The sequence below is a fragment of the Dyella sp. C11 genome, from assembly GCF_003121485.1.
Taxonomy (GTDB): Bacteria; Pseudomonadota; Gammaproteobacteria; order Xanthomonadales; family Rhodanobacteraceae; genus Dyella.
The window spans coordinates 147,310-172,444 of the sequence record NZ_QAVX01000002.1 but is presented as its reverse complement, the minus strand read 5'-3'; the positions used below and the strand labels follow the sequence as shown (position 1 = coordinate 172,444).

Here is a 25,135-nt window from a genome sequence, read left to right as displayed (position 1 = left end):
GTGGTGCAACGGGGCGGCAGGTCGCCGCTCCGTTTGTTACAGCATGCGCAGCATTTCCTTCAGCAACGGCAGGCGACGCACACGCACCGCGCTCACGCGGAACACGGCATTGGCGAGCGCCGGTGCCGCACTCGGCATGCCCAGGAAACTCGCGCCTGCCGGATCGCCATCGCCCGGCACGATGATCACCTCGGTGGTGTCGGGCAGTTGCGCCATGCTGGCCAGTGGGTAGTCCTTCCAGTTGTGCTGCTGGATCTGGCTGTCCTTGTAGCTCAGCGAGAGATTCAACGCCGTGGACAGCGCATCCAGCGTGGCGCCAGCCACTTGACCCTCAAGCCCCATGGGGTTGATGACACGACCCACGTCCACCGCGCAGACCACGCGCTCGATGTTGAGCTTGTCGCCCTGCAGGGACGTTTCGATGGCGTGCGCGACATAAGCGCCATTGACGTGCCAGCACGCCATGCCCAGGCCATTCACCGTGCGCAGCCAGTTCTTCCACTCGATGCGATCGGCAACGAGCTTGAGCACGTTGGCAAGCCGCCCCGTGTCCAGCGTGCGGCCATCGCCGAGCGGAATCATGCGCGGCTCGCCGATAAGACGCAGGCGCGTGACCAGCGGGTCTTCCTTCAGCGAGTGCGCGATTTCATCGATGAAGCTTTCAACCGCGAAAGCGTTGCTGACGTGCGGCATGCCGCGCGACGGACCGCGCAACATCGCCGACGGCAACGAGTACCAGTCGCTGCGCAGATTGGGCACGAGCCCGGCAGGCAACTGATGAGCATCCACTTCGGACGTCCACAGGCGATTGTCGCCAAGCCCGCGTTGCGCAAGCGCCGAGGCACTGGCCATGCGCTGATTCCAGGTGACGATCTGGCGCTTGCCGTCGAGCGTGGCGCTGAACTTGTGCACGCTGCCGGAGCGGTAGAAATCCTGCGTGAGGTCTTCGTCGCGCGTCCACATCAGCTTGACCGGCTTTTCGACGGCCTTGGCGAGCATCACGGCTTCGGCGACGAAGTCGTGATCCAGGCGACGACCGTAGCCGCCGCCCACGCGCGGCACGCTGATCTGGATCTGCGCGGGTGCAAGGCCTGTAAGGCGCTGCACCACCTTCCACGCCTGCTGCGGCGCCTGCGTGGGCACGACCAGCGTGGCGCCGTCCTTGTCGATCTTCGCCAGGCAATTCATCGGCTCCGGCGTGGCGTGGGCAAGCCACGGCTGCACGTAGGTCGCCTCGAGGCGGTTCTTGGATTTCTTCGCCACGGCATCGACATCGCCATCGTTGCGCACGCGTGCCGCGGGTTGTGCGTCCTTGTCGTTGACGACATCGGCGGCCTGCTGCTCGAACCACGCACTGCTCTCGCTTTGTGCGCCGGCCTTCCACTGCAGCTTGAGCTTCGCACGGCCTTGCAGTGCCGCCCACGTGTTCTCCGCCAGCACGGCGACAGCGGGTGAGCGGACGGTCTGTCCCAGCGGAATGCCTGCTTCAGGCTTGAGCTGTACCACCTTGACCACACCCTTCACCGCCAGCGTTTCGGTGGTGTCGAGGCTGTCGACGCTGCCGTCGCTCCAGGGACAGTGCGACAGCACGGCGACCAGGGCTTCGGCCATGTACGTATCGAGCGCGTACGCCGTCTGGCCGGTGACGATGGCGCGTGCGTCGATGTCGCCGGCCGGCTGGCCGATCAGCGTGTAGTGTTCGGGCGCCTTCGTCGGCACGGGATTGGCGGGCGGGGCGATTTTCGCGGCGGCTTCGGCCAGCGAGCCATAACCGAAACGGCGGCCATCCGGCGCGATGACGCTGCCTTCCTCGCAACGCAGTCGATCGGCAGGAACGCCAAGACGCCGTGCGGCCGCCTGCATCAGCAGCCAGCGTGCGAGCGCACCGGCTTCGCGCAAATCGGCCCATGCAGCCGGGACGGAATCGCCGAGGCCACTGGTTTGATGGCCATAGGTCCAGCGGGGCTTGCCGTTGTCGTCTTCCACGCCAAGGCCCAGGGATACGACGCTGACGAGCGTCCAGTCCGCATCCAGTTCGTCGGCGATGATGCGCGCGAGTGACGTGGATGTGCCGGTGCCGGTATCCGGATCGCGGATGCCGATGAGCACGTTGCCGTCTGCATCGATGCGCACGTACGCGCCCAGGCCGTAAAGCGTGTCGCCCAGCAACGCGGCCGGCACGGGTGCATCGGCGGCATCGGCGAAGGGAATGCCGACGATGAGGGCGCCCGCCGTACCGGCGAGCACTTTCAGGAAGCGACGACGCGACAACGCCATCGTGGTGGTGTCGTGCGGGTGACTCATGCGTGTGCTCCCTTGGCGGCGCGCTTGATGGCGCGTCGCACGCGGGTCTGGCAGCCGCAACGGCAAAGGTTGGGCAACTGGTCGATGTCGTTGTCGGAAGGTTGCGGATGACGGTTCAGCAGATCGAGCGACGCCATCAACCAGCCCGGCGTGCAGTAGCCGCAGCCGATGGCGTCTTCGTCCACGAAGGCCTGCTGCAGCGGATGCAGCTTGCCGTCCGAAGCGGCCAGGCCTTCCACGGTGGTCACCGCTTTGCCGGCCAGCTTGGCGACCGGCAGGGTGGTCGCCGAGGCGAGCTTGCCGTCGACCAGCACCAGATCGTAGCCACCTTCGCCGTGTTCACCGCTGTATTTGGTGCCGGTGAGGCGCAGCACGTCACGCAGATACCAGAGCAGGGGCATCTGGTCATCGCCGGTGTGGCGATAGCTTCTGCCGTTGATCTCCAGGTCGACGCCCTCGCGCACCTTCTCGGGCACGATGGTGTTGCTCGTTCCGGGTGTCGGTAACTGGTCTTGCGCGCTCGCCATCGCTTCGGGGCTCCGTGGGATGGATCAGGACATCCCTTGATCCACCCATTGTGGCATTGCGAGCCGATTCTTAGGAGGTAACCCGGCTGAACAGGCGTCGCCAGACCAGGTAAACCGGGATGCCGGCGGCCATGATCAGCAGGCCCATCCCCGTATTCCTAGGGCTGGCCTGCAGGCTTTGCACCACCACCAGACCCACCGTGCCGATGAAAATGAGCGGCAGCACGGGGTAGCCCGGCACGCGGAAGCTGGCCTGCGCCCCCTCGTGGCGGCGATACCAGAACAGCGTGCCCACGCCCACCGCGCAGGCCAGCCAGTCGCCGAACGTGGCGTAGTCGAGCAACTGGCCGTAGCTGCCCGACAGCACCAGCACGATGGCCCAGCCCGACAGCAGCAGCAGCGCGATATTGGGCGTGCGATGCACCGGGTGCAGGCGCGCCACGCTGCGGAAGAACAGCCCGTCTTCGCCCATCACCTGCAGCACGCGCGCACCGGACACCAGTGTGATGTTGCAGAAACCCAGCGTGGAAATGGCAATGCCCACGGCCATGATCTTGGCGCCGGTGGTGCCGAACACGCGCTGCATCACGTCCGCCGCGGGCGTATGGCTGGCCGCCAGGCCGTCATGGCCCAGCACGGCGAGGTAGGCGAGGTTGCCCAGCGCATAGGCCGCAATCACCAGCACCATGCCGATGACCAGCGCGCGGGGCAGCGTGCGCTGCGGTTCGGCCACTTCGCCAGCGAGATTGTTGAGGTAGGTGAAGCCCGAATACGCAAACAGCACCGGCAGGGCCGCGCCCATGAAGCCCACCCCTTCACGCGCGGGATCGGCTGCCAGCACGTTGTTGCCACCGGCGCCCGCCAGAAACAGGCCGCACACCACCAGCACCGCCACGGCCAGCAATTTCAGCAGCGTGAACAGGTTGTGCACCTGCGCACCCAGCTTCAAGCCAAACAGGTTGATCAGCGCCACGAACGCCAGCGCACCTGCGGCGAGTGGCGTGACCATGGTGGCAGGCAGGCCGAATACCGCAGCGGCGTAGCTGGCGAAGATCGTGGCCACGGCGGCGCTTGAGCCGGAATAGATCACCAGCAGCATCGTCCAGCCGAACAGGAAGCCCGCCAATGGTCCGAACGCATCACGCAGGTACACGTAGCTGCCGCCAGCGTGCGGGCGACGTGCGCCCAGTTCCGCATAGCACAGCGCGCCAATCAGCGTGAGCACACCGGCACCCACCCACACCAGCAGCAGGGCCAGCCCGGATTCCGTGCGGTTGGCAGCGATATAGGGGTTGAGGAAGATGCCGCCGCCGATCAGTCCACCAACCACGATCAGGGCCGCGTCCCAGGGGCGGAGGCGACGGACGTAACCGGTGGGCGTCGAGGTATCGCTCATGGAAGCTTCGCTGCGGGAAAGTGCGGCGAGCATGGCAATTGGGGCCGTCGTCAGCAAGCCCTTGGATGGCGCGCTGCCTCAAACGACAAGGGCCGGCGTGGTGCCGGCCCTTGCGTGTACGAGCAACATCGCGGATCAGAACACCGTGAGGAACAACGCCAGGTTGGTCACGTTGAGCGTGCCGAGGCCCGCACCCGGTTCATACCCGCTCACACCCTTGTAGAACCAGTTGTCGCCAGCCTTGATGTCGTTGAACGGCGAGAACGGGCCGTAGCCGAAGATGTTCTGCAGCGGATAGATCTGCGGGTTCCAGAAGCCCTGGCGACCGTGCGTGGCCTGCTTCAGCAGGGCGCTGATGCCGTTGAGCTGCGGTGCCACGAAGCTGGTGCCGCCTTCGCCGGTGAGCAGGCCCGGGCCATCCAGCGACGACACGAAACTGTAGCCCGATTCCGGATCAGCGTTCAGCGAGATATCCGGCAGGTTGCGGCCCTTGAAGTTGGCCGGCAGCGTGTAATCGATGCCGTATTCGGGGAACAGCCATGTCTGGTTCTTCTCGCTCTTCTTGATGCCGGGCGTGAACGCCTGATACAGCGGCAGCGGCCAGAACACGCTGACACCACCGCCGCCGCCGACCGAGAACACGCCGACGCTTAGCCCAAGGTACTTCTGGAAATACGTCTGGATGTAATCCCAGCCCCAGACGCTTTCCTGCTTGATCGACTGTGTCGGGCCGCCGCGGAAACTGTAGCTGAAGGGCACCGTGGTACCGCCGGCCGTGGTGATGTACGGATCCGATCCGGGCGCATCCGCCGTCAGCGGCGGCGGTACGGGATCGCTCAACGAACCGCCGAAGTCACGCACCGTGTCGTAGGCGCCTGAGTCGCCGGCCGTGGCGAACATGGAGATGCCCTGGGCAGCCGCTTCCATGAACACCTGGTGGAAGGCGCGCAGTTCGTCGGTGAAGTCTTCACCGCCTTCCGTCTGCGGGAAATACAGGATTTCCGGCTCGCCCCAGCTTACTGACAGGCTGTCCACCTTGTTGTCCGAGATGGACTGGTTGAACACGTCGAAGAAGCCGGCGTCCGTGTTGGGCGCGTCGTACACGATGATGTCCGCCCATGGCGCCAGGCCGCCGGACTGTTCCACGTCCAGTGACGTTTCGCCGGAGCCATCAGGGCCGCTCAACGGGCCGCCGCCGTCCACATGCACCTGCGTGATGCGGTTGGGCTTCACGGCCAGACCGATGGTGCTCCAGTACGTGTAGGCGTCTGCCGGCAGGAAATCCGCCAGCGTGGCGATGCCGATGGTGGAACCCTTGCCGTTCACGCCGGCCTTGTAGAGCGGATTGATGTTGTAGCGATTGGCCACATCGCCCACGGTGAACGCGCCGGGCGTGCAGGTTGCCGTCGCGTTGCCCGTGCAGCTGGCTGCCGGTGCGGCTGCCGCAGTGGTTTTCGCCATGGGACTCATCGTGGATGCGGACGACGCTGTCGACGTCGATGCAATGGGCTCGATGGCCGACATGCGATTGGAATGGAACTTCGCCTCGCTGCTGAGGCCTGACGCCACCACCAGCGTGCCCGACAGGGACGACGGCAGCGTCGGCTTCGCGTTCGGACGATGGAAGGTCGTGCCATCCGCATTGCGATAGTCGTGTATGGACGTCTGGAAGGCCTGATTGAACTGGCCGATGGTGCCGCTCACCTTGATGGCGATGTGATTGGGCAACAGTTCGACCTGCGTCAGGCCCTGCTGCTTGATGAAGGCCTGCACCTTGGCGATGTCGCTCGCTGACGCGCCGTACTGGTCGGCGAACTGGTCCGTGGTGAGGAAGCGGTGGTAGGAGGGACTACCCTGGGTCACCGTGCTGCTGATGAAGCTTTCCAAACCCGCCTGGTTGCGCAGACCAAGGACGAGCGTGACGTTGACCTTCTGGCTGGTGTTGCTGGGCCCTAGATCGGTCGGTGACGACCCTGCGGCCATGGCCACCGAAGTGGCACCGCCGAAGAAAAGAAGGCCGAGAGAGACCGCGAGCGACTTGCGATGCAGCGTCGAGAGCATGTTGTTTCTCCAGGGTAGATATGACCCTGACCGCGCGTTGGCAGCGCCCCTGTGCGCCACCACGCCCTTCGGCGGGTCATAAGACGGGCTTCGATTGCACTCCCCAAACCGACGGGCCCCCTGGAAATTTCTCGCGCCGGCGCGGCCAAGCTAGCGCCGAACTCGGCATACCGTGAAGTGCCCGGCCTGCCGCAAGAAATAATGGCATTGAGGCCAGGCCTCAAAGGTTGCCGCAATAAATTTCGGATAGGCCGTTTGGCCTAAGCATTTGATGCTTCGAAATCAGGCCTTGCCGGCCTTCCGGTGCCGGCATGCAGGCACGGAATAGCCGGAATCACGGAACGCATAAGTGATTTGGCGGCCGGCGCCGGGTGGGGGCCCGGAAGGCACCCCTGGCGGGTTCATTGAACTCACTGATCTGGAGGCAGGCCGCGAGTGAAAGGCCGCCCGGGGGCGATACGACCGAGGTTTTGGGGCAAGTACGCCATTTGCGGCACAATAGTAGGGTTGTGCGTCGTGGACAGTCCCCGTTTTCGACGCCGTAACCCCCGGAGTCGAAGCAGCCGCCATGACCACCATCAAGCAAGACGATTTGATCCAGTCCGTCGCCGACGCCCTGCAGTACATCAGCTACTACCACCCCGTCGACTACATCACCAACCTCGCCGCCGCCTACGAGCGCGAGGAATCGCCGGCGGCGAAAGACGCCATGGCGCAGATCCTGATCAATTCGCGCATGGCCGCCGAAGGCCATCGCCCGTTGTGCCAGGACACCGGCATCGTCACCGTGTTCCTGAAAGTCGGCATGAACGTGCGCTGGGACGCCACGATGTCGTTGGACGACATGGTCAACGAAGGCGTGCGCCGCGCCTACAACGACCCGGACAACAAGCTGCGCGCCAGCGTGCTGGCCGACCCGGCCGGCAAGCGCACCAACACCAAGGACAACACGCCGGCGGTAATCAACGTCTCCATCGTGCCGGGCGACACCGTCGAGGTGATCGTGGCGGCCAAGGGCGGCGGTTCGGAAGCCAAGTCCAAGTTCGCCATGCTCAACCCGTCCGACTCCATCGTCGACTGGGTGCTCAAGACCGTGCCGACCATGGGCGCCGGCTGGTGCCCGCCGGGCATGCTGGGCATCGGCATCGGCGGCACCGCCGAGAAGGCGATGCTGCTGGCCAAGGAATCGTTGATGGAACACATCGACATCCAGGAGCTGATCACCCGCGGCCCGCAGAACCGCATCGAAGAACTGCGCATCGAACTGTATGAGAAGGTCAACGCGCTGGGCATCGGTGCGCAGGGTCTGGGTGGCCTCACCACCGTGCTCGACATCAAGATCAAGGATTACCCGACGCACGCGGCAAACCTGCCGGTGGCGCTGATCCCCAACTGCGCCGCCACGCGCCATGCGCACTTCACACTGGATGGTTCAGGCCCGGTCGCGCTCGATCCGCCGTCGCTGGAAGACTGGCCGAAGCTGACGTACGACTCGAGCAAGGGCCGTCGCGTGAACCTCGACACCGTGACGCATGAAGAAGTGGCCAGCTGGAAGCCCGGCGAAGTGCTGCTGCTCAACGGCAAGCTGCTCACCGGTCGCGACGCCGCACACAAGCGCATGGTCGACATGCTCAACAAGGGCGAGCCGCTGCCGGTCGATTTCAAGAACCGCTTCATCTATTACGTGGGCCCGGTCGATCCGGTGCGCGACGAGGTGGTGGGCCCGGCCGGCCCGACCACCGCCACGCGCATGGACAAGTTCACCGAGCAGGTGCTGGCGCAGACCGGTCTGCTCGGCATGGTCGGCAAGGCCGAGCGTGGCCCGGCCGCCATCGAGGCGATCAAGAAGCACCAGTCGGTGTACCTGATGGCCGTGGGTGGCGCCGCCTACCTCGTGTCCAAGGCCATCAAGGCCTCGCGCGTGGTCGGCTTTGCCGATCTGGGCATGGAAGCGATCTACGAATTTGAAGTGCAGGACATGCCGGTGACGGTGGCTGTCGATTCCGCGGGTACGTCGGTGCACCAGACGGGCCCAAAGGAATGGCAGGCGCGGATTGGCAAGATTCCTGTGGTGGTGGCGTAACGCCACGTGCTTTTCCCTCTCCCCTCCGGGGAGAGGGCAGGGTGGGGGGCGGGTGCTCGTGGAAAGGTTTCAAGTGCGAGCTTTTTTGCGGCCTGAAACCGAGGCAAGAGCAGCCCCTCACCCCAACCCTCTCGCCGGAGGGGAGAGGGTGCTAAGAGAACTTCCCATACGCTCCCGCATTTAGCCATCCAAACGGCTACACGCATTCGAGGTTGCAATCCGCCTGCTGCGGCGCAACACTCAGTCAATTCATTTCCTCAACCACTACCGAAGGTACTCGTGAACCCGCAAAGCCCCGCGTCGCTGTCTAACGACGCTCCCTGGATCGTGATGAAGTTTGGCGGCACCAGTGTCGCCACCCTGCCGCGCTGGCAGAACATTCTGGAACTGGTGGCCAGCCGCCGCGCCGAAGGCGCCCGCGTGCTCGTCGTCGTTTCGGCACTGTCAGGCATCACCGACGCACTCAAACAAATGTGCGCACAGGAAGACAAGGGCAAACGTATCGAGGCTGCCAAAGCGATCGCACAGCGTCATTACGACCTGCTCGATCACATGCAGCTGGCGGTTCCGGAAACACTCGGTGCACGACTCGCCGAACTTGCACAGCTGGCTGAGGACGGCCCCACGCTGCTGGGCGAGCTTGCGTGGTCGGCGCTGATCCAGGCGCACGGCGAGCTGATGTCCAGCGCGCTGGGTTCGGCCTTCCTTACCCACAGCGGCTTGAACACGCAGTGGCTGGATGCACGCGATTGCCTCGCGGCCATCGCGCTGCCCAACCAGAACGAGCGCACCAAGCTGCTCTCGGCCATGGTCGAGTGCAAGCCTGATCCCGCGCTCAACGCACGTCTGGCGGGTCTGGGCGAGGTGTTCATCACGCAGGGCTTCATTGCGCGTGAATCGCAGGGCCGCACGGTGCTGCTGGGACGTGGCGGCTCGGATACGTCGGCGTCGTATTTCGGTGCGTTGTTGAAGGCACAGCGCGTGGAAATCTGGACGGACGTGGCGGGCATGTTCACCGCCAATCCACGCCAGGTGCCGAGCGCACGCCTGCTGCAGCGCCTGGATTACGAAGAAGCCCAGGAAATCGCCTCCACCGGTGCCAAGGTGTTGCATCCGCGCTGCCTGTCCCCGCTGCGCGAACCGCGCGTGCCACTGCTGATCAAGGACACCAACCGTCCGGAACTGGAAGGCACGCTGATTGGTCCGGAAGTGCGTGAACACGCGCCCAGTGTGAAAGCCATCAGCGCGCGCAAGGGCATCACGCTGGTGTCGATGGAGTCGGTCGGCATGTGGCAGCAGGTCGGCTTTCTTGCCGACGTGTTCGCCCAGTTCAAGCAGCACGGTTTGTCGGTGGACATGATCGGCTCGGCCGAAACCAACGTCACCGTGTCGCTGGACCCCACGGAGAACCTGCTCGATTCCGACGCGCTTGCCGCACTCGCGAGTGATCTGGCGAAAGTGTGTCGCGTAAAGGTGATTGCACCGTGCGCGGCGATCACGCTGGTCGGTCGTGGCATGCGTTCCATGCTGCACACGCTGTCAGCCGTGCTCGCCGAGTTCGGCCAGCTGCGCGTGCACATGATTTCGCAGTCGTCCAACAATCTGAATCTCACGTTCGTGGTTGACGAGAACGTGGTCGACGATCTGCTGCCGCACCTGCATGAATTGCTGATCACGGCCGGTGCTCTGCGCACCGACGATAGCGCGCTGTTCGGTCCCAGCTGGCAGGCGTTGTACGGCACGGGCGACGTGTTGCCGCCGGCAGCGTCGTGGTGGCGACAGGAGCGTCGTGACGATCTGCTGAAGATCGGCGCCGGTGCCACGCCGCGCTACGTGTATCACCTTCCTACCGTGCGTCAGCAGGCACGCGAGCTGAAGACGCTGGGCGCGGTGGATCGCCTGCATTACGCGGTGAAGGCCAATACGCATCCGGCCATCCTCAAGGCCCTCGCCGAGGAAGGTTTCGGTTTTGAATGCGTGTCGCCGGGCGAGTTGAAGGCCGTGATGGCGGTGGTGCCGGAATCGGCGCCGCTGCTGTTCACTCCCAACTTCGCTCCCCGCGAGGACTACGCCTGGGCGCTCACCACGCGCGCCACGTTGTCGCTGGATTCGTTGTACCAGCTGGAGAGCTGGGGCGAATTGTTCCGTGGCAAGGAAGTGGTGCTTCGCCTCGATCTCGGTCGCGGCCTGGGTCATCACGAGAAAGTGCGCACGGGCGGCAGCGGCAGCAAGTTCGGTCTGCCGGTGGAACAGCTGGATGCGTTCCTTCGTCTCGCCGACACACATGGCGTCACCGTGCGCGGCCTGCACGCGCACCTTGGGTCGGGCATCCTCGATGACGGTCACTGGGGTGAGGTCTACGGTCAGCTGGCCAGCCTTGCCGAGCGCATCGGCAGCGTCACCTTCCTGGATATCGGCGGTGGCCTTGGCGTGCCGTCGCATCCGGGCGAAGCGCGGCTGGATATCGCCGCACTCGACAAGGTGCTGCGCGAAGTCAAGGCCGCCTATCCGCACTACAAGCTGTGGATGGAGCCGGGCCGTTACCTCGTCGCCGACGCGGGCGTGCTGATCACCAAGGTCACGCAGACCAAGGGCAAGGGCAACGGCCAGATCCGTTATCTGGGCGTGGACACGGGCATGAACAGCCTGATTCGTCCGGCGCTGTACGAGGCCTGGCACGAGATCGTGAATCTCACGCGGCTGGATGAGCCGGCCACGTCGCTGTTCCAGGTGGTCGGCCCGATCTGCGAAAGCGGCGACGTGCTGGGCACCGACCGCCGCCTGCCGGAACCGCAGGAAGGCGACGTGGTGCTGGTGGCGCAGGCCGGTGCGTACGGCAAGGTGATGTCCTCGCCTTACAACCTGCGGGATGAGGCGGAAGAGATCATCCTCGAATAAGCCTCGGTCCCGCCATTCACTCCCTCTCCCCTCCGGGGAGAGGGCTGGGGTGAGGGGCGGGTGCTCGCGACAAGGTTTCAATCAAGGACGCTCAAGGATGAAGCGTTTGCACGTAGACCGCGCAAGAACGCTGCGCGCCGGCCAAACGGATGCCGAGCAGCTGCTTTGGCATCAGCTACGCAATCGCCGCCTGCAAGGCTGGAAATTCCGGCGCCAAAATGAAATCGGCCTGTACATCGCCGACTTCGTCTGCCCGGATGCTGGCTTGATCGTGGAGCTGGACGGCGGTCAACATGGCGAACAGATGGCTTACGACGAGGCGCGCACGCGAAAGCTCAGAGAAGAGGGCTACCGCGTGCTGCGTTTCTGGAACAATGATGTCCTGACGAACATTGAAGGCGTGCTCGAGGCAATTCTGGAGGCTCTAGCCAGCCCCAACCCCTCACCCCAACCCTCTCCCCGGAGGGGAGAGGGAGCATGCGATGGAGACCGAGGCGTGACCACCAACATCAACCCCCGCCTGACCCAGGTATTCCGCTTCGTGCGGTGCAGCTACGCCGATGGCGTGGCCGAGCTGGTCTACGCCTTCGATCACGGCGATGAGCTGATCGAGCGCGTGCGTTTCCCGAACGCGCCGACGCTGCCGGCCAGTCATCAGGCGGCGTTCGAGCAGGCGTTGAAGATCCTGCACCTGGTCGCGGGCGTGAGCTACTACAAGGCCGGCGTGCCGCCGCGCATCGAGGTGGCCAGTGGTCCGCTCGATGACAACACGGCGGACCTGCTCGATGCGCTGTATCTGCACGGCCTGGCCGAGTTCGCTTATCGCAATGGCCTGGATCTGCGCGGTCGCATCAACTTCCCGCGTGGTGGTGTGAAGCAGCCTGAGGCGAAGGCGCTCGGCCTCCCGCATCGCACCCTGGTTCCCATCGGCGGCGGCAAGGATTCGCTGGTTGCAGTGGAAGCCATCAAATCCATCGATGGCGACGCCACCGCCGTCTGGGTCGGCAACTCGCCGCTGATCGCCGCCTGCGCCGAGCGCACCGGCTTGCCCATGCTCAACATCCAGCGCGAGCTCGCCCCGGGTCTGTTCGAACTCAACCGCCTGGGTGCATGGAACGGCCATATCCCGGTGACGGCGGTGAACTCCGCCATCCTCGCCGTGGCCGCCATTCTCTACGGCTTCGACAGCATCGCCTTCGCCAACGAGCGCTCTGCGTCCGCTGCAACGCTGGAATACGACGGCCAGCAAGTGAACCACCAGTGGAGCAAGGGCTACGCGTTCGAGCAACTGCTCGGCGACTGGCTGCACTCGCATGTCGCTGCCGACCTGGATTACTGCTCGCTGTTGCGTCCGTTCTCCGAGCTGGCCGTCACGCGTGCCTTCGCCAAGCTCACGCCGTATTTCGACGTATTCTCCAGCTGCAACCGCAATTTCAAGATCCTCGGCCCCAAGCCGGCGGATCGCTGGTGCGGGCAGTGTCCGAAGTGTCACTTCGTGTTTCTCGCGCTGGCGCCGTTCCTGGCCAAGCCGCGCCTGCTGTCCATCTTCGGGCGCAAACTGCTGGACGATGAAAACCTCGCGCCGGGGTTCGATGCGTTGCTGGAATACCAGGATCACAAGCCGTTCGAATGCGTGGGCGAGGGCGCCGAGGCGCGCGCGGCCATGTATGCGCTGAGCCAGCGATCGGAGTGGCAGGAAGATGCGCTGGTCGCACGCTTCATCCACGAGATCCTGCCGCAACTCGACACCAGCGAACTGGCGCTCGAACCCTGGCTGCAAGGCTCGGATGAGCAGCGCCTTCCCGCGCGCCTGAAACCGGCGCTGGCCTTCTTCGCGTGACGCAGGCGACGCCGCTGCGCATCGCTGATCTCGCTGCACAGCGCGTGGCGATCTGGGGTTTTGGTCGCGAAGGCAAGGCAGCGATCACGGCGGTCCGCTCGCGCTTGCCCGGCTTGCCGCTGAGCTTGTTCTGCAGCGAGGCAGAAGTCGCTGCCGCCCAGGCCTTCGATGCAAGCCTGGTGGTGCAGGGCTGCGAGCCGGATGCGACAGCGCTGTCCGCATTCGATGTAGTGGTGAAATCGCCCGGCATTTCGGCATACAAGCCAGCGCTGCTGGCTGCCCGCGACGCCGGTGTTCGGGTGACCTCGGGCACCGCGCTATGGTTTGCAGAAAACCCAGCGGCGCGCGTGGTCGCCATCACCGGCACCAAGGGCAAGAGCACCACCACGGCGATGCTCGCGCATCTCGCGCGCAGTCTTGGTGTGCGCACGGCGCTGGCCGGCAATATCGGCATGCCGCTGCTGGAATTGCTCGATCAACACGCTGATCTGTGGGCCATCGAACTGTCGAGTTTCCAGACCGGTGAGGCGGGCCCGCTCGAACTCGGCGTGATCACCAGCCTTTACGAAGAACACCTCGATTGGCACGGCTCGCGCGAGCGCTATATCGAAGACAAGCTCAAGCTGGCCGATGTATCCGCCAAGCTGCTGGTCAGCGCCGCGCAGCCATCGCTGCTGCAGCGGACCGCGCGCCATCCGGATCGCTTCACGTTCGGTACGGCGGGCGGCTGGCATGTGGCGGGCGGCCATATTCGTCGCGGCGCACAGGCGGTGTTCGACATCGCGCAGTTGCGTGCGCCGGGCGAACATAATGCGCTCAATGCCTGCGCGGCCTTGATGGCGCTGGAAACCATGGGTTTTGATACGCTGGAGGCTGCGCCATCGTTGGCCACCTTCCGCCCCTTGCCGCATCGTCTGCAGCCGCTGGGCGAGCATGGCGGTTTTCACTGGATCAACGATTCCATCAGCACCACACCGCAAGCCACGCTGGCGGCCCTGGCCAGCCTGTCGGGTCGCGCGGTGACGGTGATTGTCGGCGGCCACGATCGCGGCCTGGACTGGAAGGACTTTGTCGACGAGATGAAGGCGCACCGGCCCCACGCCATCGTGGCGCAGGGTGCCAACGGTCCCCGCATCGCGCAGGCATTGCGCGAGGCCGGCGTCGCGGTTGAAGAAGCGGATAAGCTCGATGCCGCGGTGAAGCGCGCACGCGAGCTGACGCCTGCAGGTGGCAGCATCCTGCTATCGCCTGGTGCGCCCAGCTTCGACCAATTCCACGACTACGCCGACCGCGGTCGTCATTTCGCCGATATGGCCGGCTTCGACGGCCGCGACATCGCTGGCATCGACGGCCTGGGCATTCACTGAAGGAAGCCTGTGATGCGCTTCGAGATCCGTGTCGATGATTTGCGCGGCCCGGAGATCGCCGCGTTGCTGCAAGAGCACCTCGACGACATGGCGAAATGGTCGCCGCCTGAAAGCATCCACGCGCTCGACCTGGAGCGCCTGCGAAAGCCGGAAATCACCTTCTGGACCGTGTGGGAGCAGGGCGAACTGGTCGGTTGCGGCGCGCTGCGCCAGCTCGACGCGACGCATGCCGAGATCAAGTCCATGCGGACGTCCAATCACCATCGCCGCAAGGGCGTGGCGGCATTCGTGCTGCAGCACATGCTGGATGAAGCGACACGTCGGGGTTATCGTCGCGTGAGCCTGGAAACCGGCTCTCCGGCCGCCTTCGAACCGGCGCGACAGTTGTATGCGCGCTTTGGATTCGTGTTTTGCGGGCCGTTCGGGGATTACCTGGATGACGCCTTCAGTGTGTTCATGACGCGAACGCTCTAGGCCGTTCGTCCAGCATCAACCCGCGATCGTGGGGCATAGACTGCCGCTCTCGTCGACATGGCGGAGGTGGCGATCATGAACGACACGCAGCGCCTGCAGCTTCTTCGCATCGCCCTGGTGGCCCTGGGCGTGATCTGTCTGCTGATCTATCCCTTGATGCAGCTGTGGCCATCCGGCTGGTCTTGGCATGAAGGCTATTCGGATTACCCGCTGATGATCGTAGGCGTGTACGCGACACTCGGCGTGTTCCTGATCCGTGCCGCGCGCGATCCGCTGGCCAATCTCAGCCTGATCTGGTTCACCGTGTGGTCGAGCGCGGTGCACGGCGCCATCATGGCAGTGCAGTCGTTCATGCATCCGGGGCATATGGGGCACTTGGCTGGCGATGTGCCCGCCTTGTTTATTGCCGCCCTGGTGCTTGCGCTGCTTACACCCCGGCCCGCGGCCTATTGAGTCACCGACCTGACGAACACCAGTGCGGCACTGTCGCGCGTGACGGTGCGTTCGGTAACGGCAAGCGTCGAATCGCGACGCGGTTTCAGAGGACTCTCATGTGCCTGCGTGCGAGAGGCGCACAAAATATGCATCTTCTTAGTGAGCTGGATGCTGTCTGCCGTGAACGCCGTCTTTGCCTTGGAACCGGGTGGCCCGGAACGCCTGGTTGTCAAATTGAAACCCTTCAGAAAGGGAAGCATCACGCTTGATGGGCAGCCGTTGGTCGCGGACGTCCCGACCAGGCAGTTAACCAAGCAACTGAAAGAGGGCATGAGCTTTCCCTATGGCAATGGGTCGGTCATCACGATCCAGTTGATGGCCGGGAACATCTTCAAGCTCGTCGGCATGGTGGCGAAACTCGATGGCGTTGTCCTGCCTGGATCCATCGGGACTGCCTTGCATGCCAAACAGGCCGCGAAGTCGGCTGCCGTGCTGCTCTACTGGATTGCCGGCTTCAATGTTGTCGGTGGCATCGTCATGCAGTTCGTTGCCAACAATCCGGACGGGTTTCTCGCCGGGTGCCTTATCGCAGTGGTTATGGCCGTCCTGGGCTGTTTCGTTCACCGCCGGTACTCTCTGATCGCTCTGGGTCTGGCGATGGCGCTGCTGGCCGTCGACGGTATTGCCACACTCGGCATGCAGGCCGCAGCGGGTGAACGCCCCAACACAGGTGGTTTATTTGTGCGGGTGATTTTCGTGGTCATGCTCGTCAATGTATTCCGCGCCATCTGGCCGCATCGACAATCACTGCGCAAAGGTTGATGCACCCGTGATCGACGTGGCGGGGCGGTCTCTTGATCGTAGTGAATCAGTACGGTGGCGCGCTGGGTCACGCATCAGCATGGCGATCTGAAACAACGCTTGATCGTCAGCCAAGAAAAAAGCCGCGCCTCGATGAGGCACGGCTTTTCCTGTTTCAAGGCATTCGCGGAATTACCAGATCTTCACGCGATCCGCCGGGGCGAGGTACAGGGTTTCGCCCGGCTTCGGCTGGAACGCATCGTACCAGCCGTCGAGATTGCGCACGGTCTGCGCGCGGAAACGGCCCGGCGAGTGCTCGTTGCCGATCACCTGGCGACGCATGGCGGCATCGCGGATCTTCTCGCGCCAGCTCTGGCCGAAGGCGAGGAAGAAGCGCTGGTCGCCGGTAAGGCCGTCGATCACCGGAGCAGGCTTGCCGCCGAGTGACTTGTGGTACGCCACGTAAGCCACGGTGAGGCCCGACACGTCGGCGATGTTCTCTCCCAGCGTCTGCTGACCGTTGATGTGCAGGCCCGGCAGTGCTTCATAAGCGTTGTACTGCTCGACCAGCTTCTGGCCCGCGGCCTTGAAGTGCGCCTGATCTTCCGGCGTCCACCAGTTGGCGAGGTTGCCTTGCGCATCGAACTCCGCACCAAGGTTGTCGAAGCTGTGGCTGATCTCGTGGCCGATCACCGCACCGATGGAACCGTAGTTGGCGGCGGCATCGGCCTTCGGATCGAAGAACGGCGCTTCGAGAATGGCCGCAGGGAAATTCAGCGCGTTCTGCAGCGGCAGATTCACCGCATTCACCGTCTGCGGCGTCATCCACCACTCGTTGCGATCCACCGGCTTGCCGAGCTTGGCCAGCTGATGTTCGTACTCGTACTTGTCCGCGCGCTGCTGGTTGCCCAGTGCATCGTTGGCGCGCACTTCCAGCGTGCTGTAGTCACGCCACGTTTCCGGGTAACCCACGCTCACGCGAATGCTGGCGATCTTGGCCTTGGCCTTCTGGCGCGTTTCCGGCGCCATCCAGTCAAGGTGATCCACGCGTTCGTCGAAGGCGGCGAGGATGTTCGTCACCATCTGCTCGACCTGCTGCTTGGACGAGGCAGGGAAGTACTTGTCCACATAGAGCTTGCCCACGGCATCGCCCAGTGCGTTGTTGGTGCTGCCCACCGCGCGCTTCCAGCGATCGCGCTGCTTGGGTGTGCCCGACAGCGCCTGGCCGTAGAAGCCGAAGTTGAGATCGGCAAACGCCTTGGGCAGCAGCGGAGCGCTTTCATTCAGCGCGTGGAAGGTGAGGTAGTCCTTCCATGCCTGCAGCGGCTCGCTGGCGGTAAGGGCAGAGAGCGACTTGATGGCGGGCACCTGCCATACGTCCACGGTCTTTTGCTGATCCAAGCCGGCAGCCTTGAAGTACGCGTTCCAGTCCAGGCCCGGCGCATTCTTGACGAAGGCATCGATCGCCCACGGATTGTTGGCCTTGTGGATGTCCTGGCTGTCGACGATGTCGACCTGTGCCTTGGCGATCTTCGTTTCAAGATCGAGGATGGATTTGGCCTTCGCATCCGCGTCGGCGATGTTCGCCTGCTTCAGCAACGCGACGATGTACGCCTGGTACTTGCCGCGCGTATCCACCATCGCCTTGTCGTCGGACAGGTAGTAGTCGCGCGTGGGCATGCCCAGGCCTCCCTGCAGCAGGTACGGAATATTCTGCGATGCATCCTGCAGGCCGTGCGACACGAACAGGCCGAACAGGTGTTCCGTGTGGAAGTTGGTGGCATTCACCGGGTCCACGTCAGCGCGCAGGCCATCGCCCAGCACGCGGGCGAGATCGGCCTTGGTGCTGATGGCGTCAATCTGCTTCAGCTCGGGCTGCAGCGGTTCCAGGCCGCGCTTCTCGATGGTGGCCTCGTCCATGAAGGCCGCGTAGTAATCGGCGATCTTGCGCTCGTTGCTGCCCGGCGCCGGCTTGCTGTTGCCCGCGGCCTGGATCAGGTCCGCATTGCGCTTCTCGGCCTTCTGGAACACCTGCAGGAAGATGCCGGTGCTGGAACGGTCCGCCGGAATCTCCGCCGTCTTCTTCCAGTTGCCGTTGGCGTAGTTGTCGAAGTCATTCCCCGGCAACACGCTGTGGTCGATGCCCGCCAGATCGATGCCGCTGGGGCCACGCGCTGCAGTATGGGTGGGAGCCGGCTGGGTTGCCGTGGCCGCCATGGTGCACGTGGTGGTCATTGCCGCGGCCGTGAGAATCCAACGAAGTTGCCGCATGGGCGGTCTCCTGAAACGGGAAAGGGTAACGATAGTCGCTCAATTCGCTGTCGCGAGCGTGACTTATGGCCTATAAGTGCACCGCCAAGGACAAGACGGCCGCTGAAACTTGCGATGGATGCGGTAGGCTTTAGCGCCTGTTTAAGAAGATTGCGGTCAACCGCCAAGGAAGGTTTGCGTGGAAAGTCTTCGCTCCGTCGTTGACACCAAAGTCCTCGAACGGGAAAACGCCTTGAAGGTGCAGTTCGCGTCGGCCGAACCGTTTCGGCACGTGATCATCGATGATTTTCTTGCCCCCCGTTTTGCGGACGCGTTGCTGGCCTCGTTCCCGACGTTCGAAAAGGGAAACTACATTGGCGATGACGGCCGCCCCGGTGGCAAGTCGACAGTTGATCGCGTGCGCGGCCTGGGTGAGGCCTACCAGAAGCTGGACGACGTCATCCAGACACGTGAGTTTCTGGATTTCGTGGGGCGTATTACGGGCATCGACGACCTTATCTACGATCCCTTCTACCTCGGCGGCGGTACCCACGAGAACCGCCACGGCCAGGCGCTGCGGGCACATATCGACTTCAACTATCACCCGAGCGAACGTTGGCATCGCCGACTCAATCTCATCGTGTACCTCAACCATGAATGGGACGAGTCATGGGGCGGCATGTTTGATCTGTATCGTGATCCCTATGCCGCCACAAAGCCTCAGGTACGGGTTGCGCCGCTGTTCAATCGCTGTGTGATCTTCGAGACGAACGAGAAGAGCTGGCATGGCTTCGACATGATCAACATGCCGGAGGAACAGCGGCACCTGAGCCGCAGGTCTGTTGCGTTGTACTTCTACAGCGCCGCTCGCCCCAGTGAAGAAACGGCTGGCCGCCATACGACTCACTACGTCAATGCACAGCTTCCGGAACACATGGCGCCTGGGCGAATGCTGACCGATGCGGATGTGGCACATATCCGGCAGCTGATCGCACAGCGCGACGAGCAGCTGCGGAACCTTTACGATGAAAACAGCCGCCTGCTTCAAGCACAGGACAAGGGCTTTGGCGGACACCTTCTCTATCTGTTCAAGCGACTCTATGTGCGATATCGCCGTTGAGCCGGTTCAGCGCTCGATCCGGTAATTGAGCGAGGCGCGGTTGAAGTCGGTGGCGCTTTGCGCTTCGAAGTTCCAGCGGGCGTTGAAGTGGTAGCGCAGCACGATCACCTGACCCGGATCGAAAAGGCCTACGCCGTAGCTGATGTAGAGACGCGGCGAAAGGTATTTGCCCACCGTAAACGCGGAGCTGCCGTTCAAGGCGTCGCTGCTGCTCACGCCGATGTCGTCCACGCCCAGGCGTGAACCGATGCTCTTGGCCAGCAGGTTGCCCGTGGCCGATCCCAGCGCCTGCGCCGCAGCGCCCACCATGTTGCCTTCACCCCCCTTTACCTGCGACAGCGGTTTGCCGGTAATGAGGTAGGAGAGGGCATCTGACTGTTCCATGGTGGGTTGCGAGAACACGGTGAGCACGGGGCGCTGCGCCGTGCCGGCGATGTTCAAGCCCACCTGCTGGCCATCGTCGATGGTGGCGTTGGGATTGAGTTTGCGGATGGCGCGAATGTTCAGGCCCGGATTGTCGATGGGCGTGCTGGCGAACAGCAGCTGGCCGCGGTCGATCTGCAGATTCTGGCCGTACGCCTTGTAGGTGCCGCTGACTTCGACCTGTCCCTGGCCGGTGGTCGCGCGGCCCGGTCGGTCGGCGACCACCAGCTGACCGCTCAACGTGCCATCCAGGCCCATGCCGACGAGATGCGCCTTCTTGCCAAGATTCACCGGGACGGTGGCGGAATGCGGCTTCTGGCTGGCGGCTTCCTCCTGCTGCTTTTCGTCGACGATCACGACATCGGACGAGGCCTTGGTAGCACCGGCGCCGGGCAGCTTGTCGAGGTTCACGTCGGCGCTGTCGAGCGTGACGTTGCCTGTGATGTTCAATCCGTTGTTGTCGTGCTTCACCGCAAGGTCCGGCGAAATGGCCACCTTGGCGGCGGGAATGTCGATCGCCTTGAAGTTGCTGCCTTTCACCGAGAGCACGCTCTGCGCATCGGCGCCGAGTGCAGCCGTGCCCGCGAGAACCACGTTGCCGTCACCCGAATGCAGCGTGCCGTCGATGCGGTAATGCTGTGCATCGGTGGTGCCGATGGTCACGCGCCCCTGCGTGAGCTTGAGGCCCATGCCGGGAATTTCCGCCGAGAAATCGGTGAGATTGGCCTGGCCGCTGATGGCCGGTTGCGAGAGCGTGCCGGCGAGGTTGAAGTCGCCATTCATCGCGCCCTTGGGGTTCACCACTTCAGTAGTGAATATTTCCAGCAGCTTGAGGTTGCTGACATGGATGCCGACGTGGCCGCCGAGCGCTTGCTGCGCGCCGGTGAGCGTGACGTTGCCATCGATGCGTCCGCTGTTGGTCAACCCCGCGTGCAGTTGCAACTGCTGGCTGGAAGGACTGAGCTGCGCGGTGAGGGCGAGGTTGTCATAGGTCACCAGCGGTTGATCCGCGCGATCGGCATAAGCGACGGAGCCACGCGGCGACGTGATCGATGCCTGACCCGTCAGCGCACCTGCCGTGTTGCGACGAATACTGCCATTGCCGTCGAGTGAACCTTCCACGCGCATCGGCACCTTGCTGGTGCTCACTGCGCTCATGATCAGCGCGATGGGCAAGCCATGCAGGCGATAGTTCGCATCCAGATTGCCCGCCTTGTCCTGCTTGGCTGCCGCACACAGCAGCGGTTCGCCAGCCGTAAGACACAGTTCGGAGAGGTTGAGTGCGCCGTCGTTGTACGAAAGCTGCGTCGATTGCTGCAAGCGCCAGCGGGGCAGGCCGGCGAAGTCGATGTTGAACGTGGACAGCGTGCCGTTCCACGCCGAACCCTTGAGGCCACCACTGAGCGCCAGGTCAGTGGACAGCGGCGAGCCGTGCGCGCTGAGCGTAAGACTGTGTCGCTCCGCCGTGCCGTTGCCCTGCACATTCACCTGCGTGAAAGCGAGGCCGCCTGCAGTGACGCCGCTGGTCTGCAAATCGAGCTTGCCGCCGGGATGGCTGATGTCCGGCACGTTGGCGACCAGCCGCAGACTATCTACGCGCTGTCCCGCATAGCTCAACGCGCTGCCTTGCAGGTTCGCATCCACCGCCAGCGCGGGATGCTTGCCACGCACCTGGATCGTACCCTGCAAGCGGCCCGCCGCTTCGGGCAACCAGTCGCCCAGCGACGCCACGGCAAGTGTCACGGTGATGTTGTTCGTGTTGCTGGGTTTCGCGTCGATCAGCGCGTCGCTGCCACCGGAGATGAGATGCAGTTTGCCGTCCACCACGCCTTCGGGTGGCAGATGCAATTTGCCATCGCCATGCACGGTGCGGTCGCGCAGGCGACCGTCGAATTTCCTGATGTCCAGCGTGACATCGGGGTGATCCTGCGGCAGCGACCCTTGCGAAGCGATGTCGAAATCCAGCGAACCATTCCATTTCGCCAGCAGGTGGCCCGGATCGAACTTGTTGGCGATGGCCTCGATCTGCCATCCCAGCGCCGGCTGCAAGGTGAGTGTGCCCTTGGCCTGCAGGTCGCCCTGCGCCTGCTTCACGGTCAGCGCATGCAGCTCGATGAGTTTCTGCGTGCCGTCCAGATTGAGCGCCACATCTGCAAGCTGGTCCTGAGGGCCGATGGCGAGCGCGCCTTCAGCGTGGAACTGATCGATGCTGCCCTTGGCGCTGAGACTGCCATGACTCAGCAGTGTTTGCCCCGCCACTTCCTCGGGGAACACCACGTCTTTCCATTCGACGGCAAGGTCGGCTGACAACGGTTTTGCCGCGAGCTTCACCACACCGTGCGCGTTCACCGCGCCCTTGTATTGCGGTGATGTAACGCCGAGTTGTTCCAGCGTGAGTGTGTCCAGGTTTTCGCTGAAGCTCGCGCGCAACGGCTGCAACATCATCTGGTAGTCGTTGATGCCCAGCTGGCCCGTCACGTTACCGCTGCGGCGATTGCCGTTGCCGGTGAGCTTGACCGCGAGCCCGCTGATCGAGCTTTCGCCGATGAACGGCTTGGGATCAAAGCGCGGTGCGTCGAGCGTGCCCGTCCATGCGTAGTCATCACCTTGCGCCATCTCCAGTTGCAGGCGCGCCGCCATGGGCTGGGTGAGCTGCAAGTCGATGTGGGCCTGCTTGCCATCGCCGCGCGCGGCAAGTTCGCCGGCGTACGGGGTGCCATCGATGGTCCACGCAAAATCCGTCTTGCCATCGCCCTGGTATTTGCTGCCGATGACGAGAGTGCCGGTAAGGTCGGCATGGCCTTCGGGCGCACGCAACGCGAGCTGGCGCAGTGCGATGCCCTGATTGCCCGTCCAGCTGCCGGCGAGGTCGAGCGAATCGGAAGCGAAGATGGGAGCACCGGCTTGCGTGATCTTCACCGAACCCACATGCGCTCGGTCAAGCACCATGTCCAGCGGTGCCTGCCACGAAAAACTGCTTTCGCTTTCCGGTTGTTCCGGCTGGCTGGGCGCAAGGGCGACGACCACGCCATCGACATTGAGGTCCAGTACATGCAGTCGCTTGCGCAGCAAGGAAGCGGCCTTCAGGTCGAGATGCGCCTTGGCGATCTGGACGTCCAAACCCGTGCCATCCGCGTAGCGCAGCCCGGTGAGGTCCAGCGGGCCCACGAGTCGTCCGCTTGCCGATTGCACCGAGAGACCGGGCAGGAAACCCTCGGCCCGATCCAGCGCAAATCGCAGGCCGGGTGCCGTGCCCAGCAGCCAGGCAACGAAGGCCACGAGCACCAGCAGCAATGCCAGCAGCGAAAACAATGCCCAGCGCAGCCAGTGGCGGCGGGGCTTGGATGCGGGAGCGGGCGTGGTCGTTTCTGTCATGATGGATGACTCACAGATCCGGGCCGATCACGATGTGCAGCTCCACACCGTGCACATCCGGATTGGCCACCGGTGTGCCCAGGTCCACCCGGATCATACCCACCGGTGACAGCCAGCGAACGCCCAGGCCTGCGCCGATCTTGGGGCGGTAGTCGGTGCCGTTGAACGCGTTGCCCGCATCCACGAAGGCCGCCATGCCCCATTGGCGGGTGAAGTAGTGCTCCACTTCGGTACTGCCCACGAGGAGATTCTTGCCGCCGATGACGCGGCCATAGGCGTTCTCCGGGCCGATGCTCTGGTAGCTGTAGCCGCGTACCGATCGATCGCCGCCCGCGAAAAAGCGCAGCTGTGGCGGCAGGTCATCGAAATTGTTCGTCCAGGTGGCGCCGGCCGAGCCGCGCACGATGAAGCGGTTGTTGCCCCAGAACGACGTGATCCATTTGCCGTCAGCCGTGACCTGGCTGAAGCTCGCATCCGAAAGCAGCGAACCCACCGTGGTGCGTGCCGTGAACACCAGTGACCAGCCGTTGCGCACGAAGATGGGGTTGTCGCCTGATTTCTTCGACAGCGAGGCTTCGGGATAGAACAGGTTGCTCTGGCCATGCTCCAGGCCCGTCACGTTGTCCGCCTCGCCCGCCTTCTGGCCGACGGTGAACGTGCCATCCAGGGCATGCAGGCCAATGGTGCGTACCCAGCCGTGCCATTCGCGCGTTTCGTTGGCGACCAGTTCCAGTGTCTTGGATTTGGACGTGTCGGTATTGGAATCGCGGTACGTGGCACCGTAGTTGAAGCTGCGCTGATTCGGACCCGGCATGGGTACCGTGTACAGCGTCGACACCGTCTTGAGTTTCTGCGCGACGATGACCTCGTTCTTCCACTTGTGGCCGCTGGCATTTACCCAGCGGCGCTCCATGCCGGCGCGCACGCCAAAACCCGTATCGGTGCCGATGAAAGGACCGCCGGTGTAGACGGTGCGCTTGGCGGGGGACAGTTCCACCTTCACATCGACCACGCCGTCTTTCTTGTCGTCGACATCGGGCAGCACGTTCACCACGGAAAAATAGTCGGCGCCATTCAGGGCCTGCTGGAGCTGCAGCAGTTTGTCCTGCGCGAAATAGTCACCGGCCTTGAAGGGCACGTAGCGCTGCAGGAAGCCTTCCTTGAATTGCGAGCCTTCGAAGTGGACCTGGCCGAACTTGTAGCGCGGACCTGCTTCCCACGCGAGATGGATCACTGCGCTGCGCTCGCCACGATTCACGTCCACACGATGCGTGACCAGCTTTGCATCGAGAAAGCCGTTGGCCGTGAGCGTGCCGCTCAGCGCATCACGGTCGGCATCGTAAACGCCGTGATTGAGCGTCTGGCCCTTGAGGTTCTGGATTGCCGCCTGCGCGCGCCGGATGGCACCGATCTTCGCTGCCGTGGCATCGAGCTTGAGATCGACCTCGGTGACCACGACGGGCTGCCCCGGCACGACATGCAGCGTGACGCGCCAGTCGGTGCCGACGGGATCGATCTGTCCGGTGACTTTCGCTTCGTAATAGCCGTAAGGCTCAAGCGCCGTTTTGGCTTGATCCAGCGCCTGCTCGTAGAGGCGATGCGCTTGTGCATCCGTGACGTCGCGATTGGCGTACTGCGAAATGTCGACGCCCGAGCTCACGGCAAGCTTCAGCGGGTCGTCCACGCCATCCACCACCACCTGCACGCCTGCATGCGCCAGCCAGGGGGCCAGCAACAGCGGCAACAGCATGAGGCGTCGAATTCGGCGCATGCGCTCCTGG

General features: G+C 63.7%; 15 protein-coding genes and 1 pseudogene. 9 read left to right on the top strand and 7 right to left on the bottom strand.

All coding sequences use genetic code 11. The features are described 5' to 3' along the window. Window positions 1-36 precede the first annotated feature (36 nt). The 4 genes from DK366_RS03170 to DK366_RS03155 all read right to left on the bottom strand — a co-directional run bounded on the left by DK366_RS03170 (window position 37) and on the right by DK366_RS03155 (window position 6,288). Entirely contained in the window at window positions 37-2,304 is a 2,268-nt protein-coding gene (locus DK366_RS03170) for a molybdopterin cofactor-binding domain-containing protein (RefSeq protein ID WP_109124068.1), read from the bottom strand. Beyond that, entirely contained in the window at window positions 2,301-2,831 is a 531-nt protein-coding gene (locus tag DK366_RS03165; RefSeq protein WP_109124067.1) for a (2Fe-2S)-binding protein, read from the bottom strand. The genes DK366_RS03170 and DK366_RS03165 overlap by 4 nt, the downstream gene beginning before the upstream one ends. 70 nt (window positions 2,832-2,901) lie before the next feature. Beyond that, on the bottom strand, window positions 2,902-4,227 hold the full coding sequence (locus tag DK366_RS03160; RefSeq protein WP_109124268.1) for an amino acid permease: 1,326 nt from the start codon (window positions 4,225-4,227) through the stop codon (window positions 2,902-2,904). 135 nt (window positions 4,228-4,362) lie between these two features. Continuing rightward, entirely contained in the window at window positions 4,363-6,288 is a 1,926-nt protein-coding gene (locus DK366_RS03155) for a S53 family peptidase (RefSeq protein ID WP_109124066.1), read from the bottom strand. Window positions 6,289-6,856: 568 nt separating this feature from the next. Between DK366_RS03155 and DK366_RS03150 the strand changes: the two genes are divergently transcribed. The 8 genes and pseudogenes from DK366_RS03150 (at window position 6,857) to DK366_RS03120 (ending at window position 16,207) form a co-directional block, all read left to right on the top strand. Then, window positions 6,857-8,371: a fumarate hydratase gene (locus tag DK366_RS03150; RefSeq protein ID WP_109124065.1), complete on the top strand. Its 1,515-nt coding sequence runs from the start codon at window positions 6,857-6,859 to the stop codon at window positions 8,369-8,371. A gap of 279 nt (window positions 8,372-8,650) precedes the next feature. Next, window positions 8,651-11,269 carry a bifunctional aspartate kinase/diaminopimelate decarboxylase gene (locus DK366_RS03145; RefSeq protein WP_255412538.1) on the top strand — a complete coding sequence of 873 codons (2,619 nt, stop codon included), beginning with the start codon at window positions 8,651-8,653 and terminating at the stop codon, window positions 11,267-11,269. After that, window positions 11,241-11,636: pseudogene (locus DK366_RS21490) on the top strand (endonuclease domain-containing protein); the annotation flags it as partial. The gene DK366_RS03145 and the pseudogene DK366_RS21490, both read left to right, overlap by 29 nt. A 129-nt stretch (window positions 11,637-11,765) precedes the next feature. Then, a complete protein-coding gene (murL, locus tag DK366_RS03140) occupies window positions 11,766-13,109 on the top strand; it encodes a UDP-N-acetyl-alpha-D-muramoyl-L-alanyl-L-glutamate epimerase (protein WP_232820896.1) in 1,344 nt (447 codons plus the stop codon). A 14-nt stretch (window positions 13,110-13,123) separates the two neighbouring features. After that, window positions 13,124-14,476 (top strand): UDP-N-acetylmuramoyl-L-alanine--D-glutamate ligase, encoded by a 1,353-nt coding sequence (gene murD / locus DK366_RS03135; RefSeq protein WP_109124266.1) that lies wholly within the window; start codon window positions 13,124-13,126, stop codon window positions 14,474-14,476. A 12-nt stretch (window positions 14,477-14,488) separates the two neighbouring features. Further along, the gene (locus tag DK366_RS03130) at window positions 14,489-14,950 is read left to right on the top strand and encodes a GNAT family N-acetyltransferase (protein ID WP_109124063.1); all 462 of its coding nucleotides are present in this window, start codon (window positions 14,489-14,491) and stop codon (window positions 14,948-14,950) included. Between the two features lie 75 nt (window positions 14,951-15,025). Then, window positions 15,026-15,403, top strand: coding sequence for a DUF6632 domain-containing protein (locus tag DK366_RS03125; protein ID WP_109124265.1), 378 nt, complete (start codon window positions 15,026-15,028; stop codon window positions 15,401-15,403). Window positions 15,404-15,565: 162 nt separating this feature from the next. Then, complete coding sequence (locus DK366_RS03120; RefSeq protein ID WP_157956435.1) at window positions 15,566-16,207, top strand: hypothetical protein; 642 nt, start codon at window positions 15,566-15,568, stop codon at window positions 16,205-16,207. A 171-nt stretch (window positions 16,208-16,378) separates the two neighbouring features. On the opposite strand, the gene DK366_RS03115 is transcribed toward DK366_RS03120, so the two are convergent. Then, window positions 16,379-18,457: a M13 family metallopeptidase gene (locus tag DK366_RS03115; protein ID WP_109124061.1), complete on the bottom strand. Its 2,079-nt coding sequence runs from the start codon at window positions 18,455-18,457 to the stop codon at window positions 16,379-16,381. 178 nt (window positions 18,458-18,635) lie between these two features. Here DK366_RS03115 and DK366_RS03110 point away from each other — a divergent pair, with 178 nt between their 5' ends. After that, on the top strand, window positions 18,636-19,556 hold the full coding sequence (locus tag DK366_RS03110) for a 2OG-Fe(II) oxygenase (RefSeq protein ID WP_109124060.1): 921 nt from the start codon (window positions 18,636-18,638) through the stop codon (window positions 19,554-19,556). Window positions 19,557-19,562: 6 nt separating this feature from the next. Here DK366_RS03110 and DK366_RS03105 read toward each other — a convergent pair whose 3' ends face one another. Beyond that, a complete protein-coding gene (locus tag DK366_RS03105) occupies window positions 19,563-23,354 on the bottom strand; it encodes a translocation/assembly module TamB domain-containing protein (protein WP_109124059.1) in 3,792 nt (1,263 codons plus the stop codon). A gap of 10 nt (window positions 23,355-23,364) precedes the next feature. Then, the gene (locus tag DK366_RS03100) at window positions 23,365-25,125 is read right to left on the bottom strand and encodes an autotransporter assembly complex family protein (RefSeq protein ID WP_109124058.1); all 1,761 of its coding nucleotides are present in this window, start codon (window positions 25,123-25,125) and stop codon (window positions 23,365-23,367) included. Window positions 25,126-25,135: the final 10 nt, after the last annotated feature.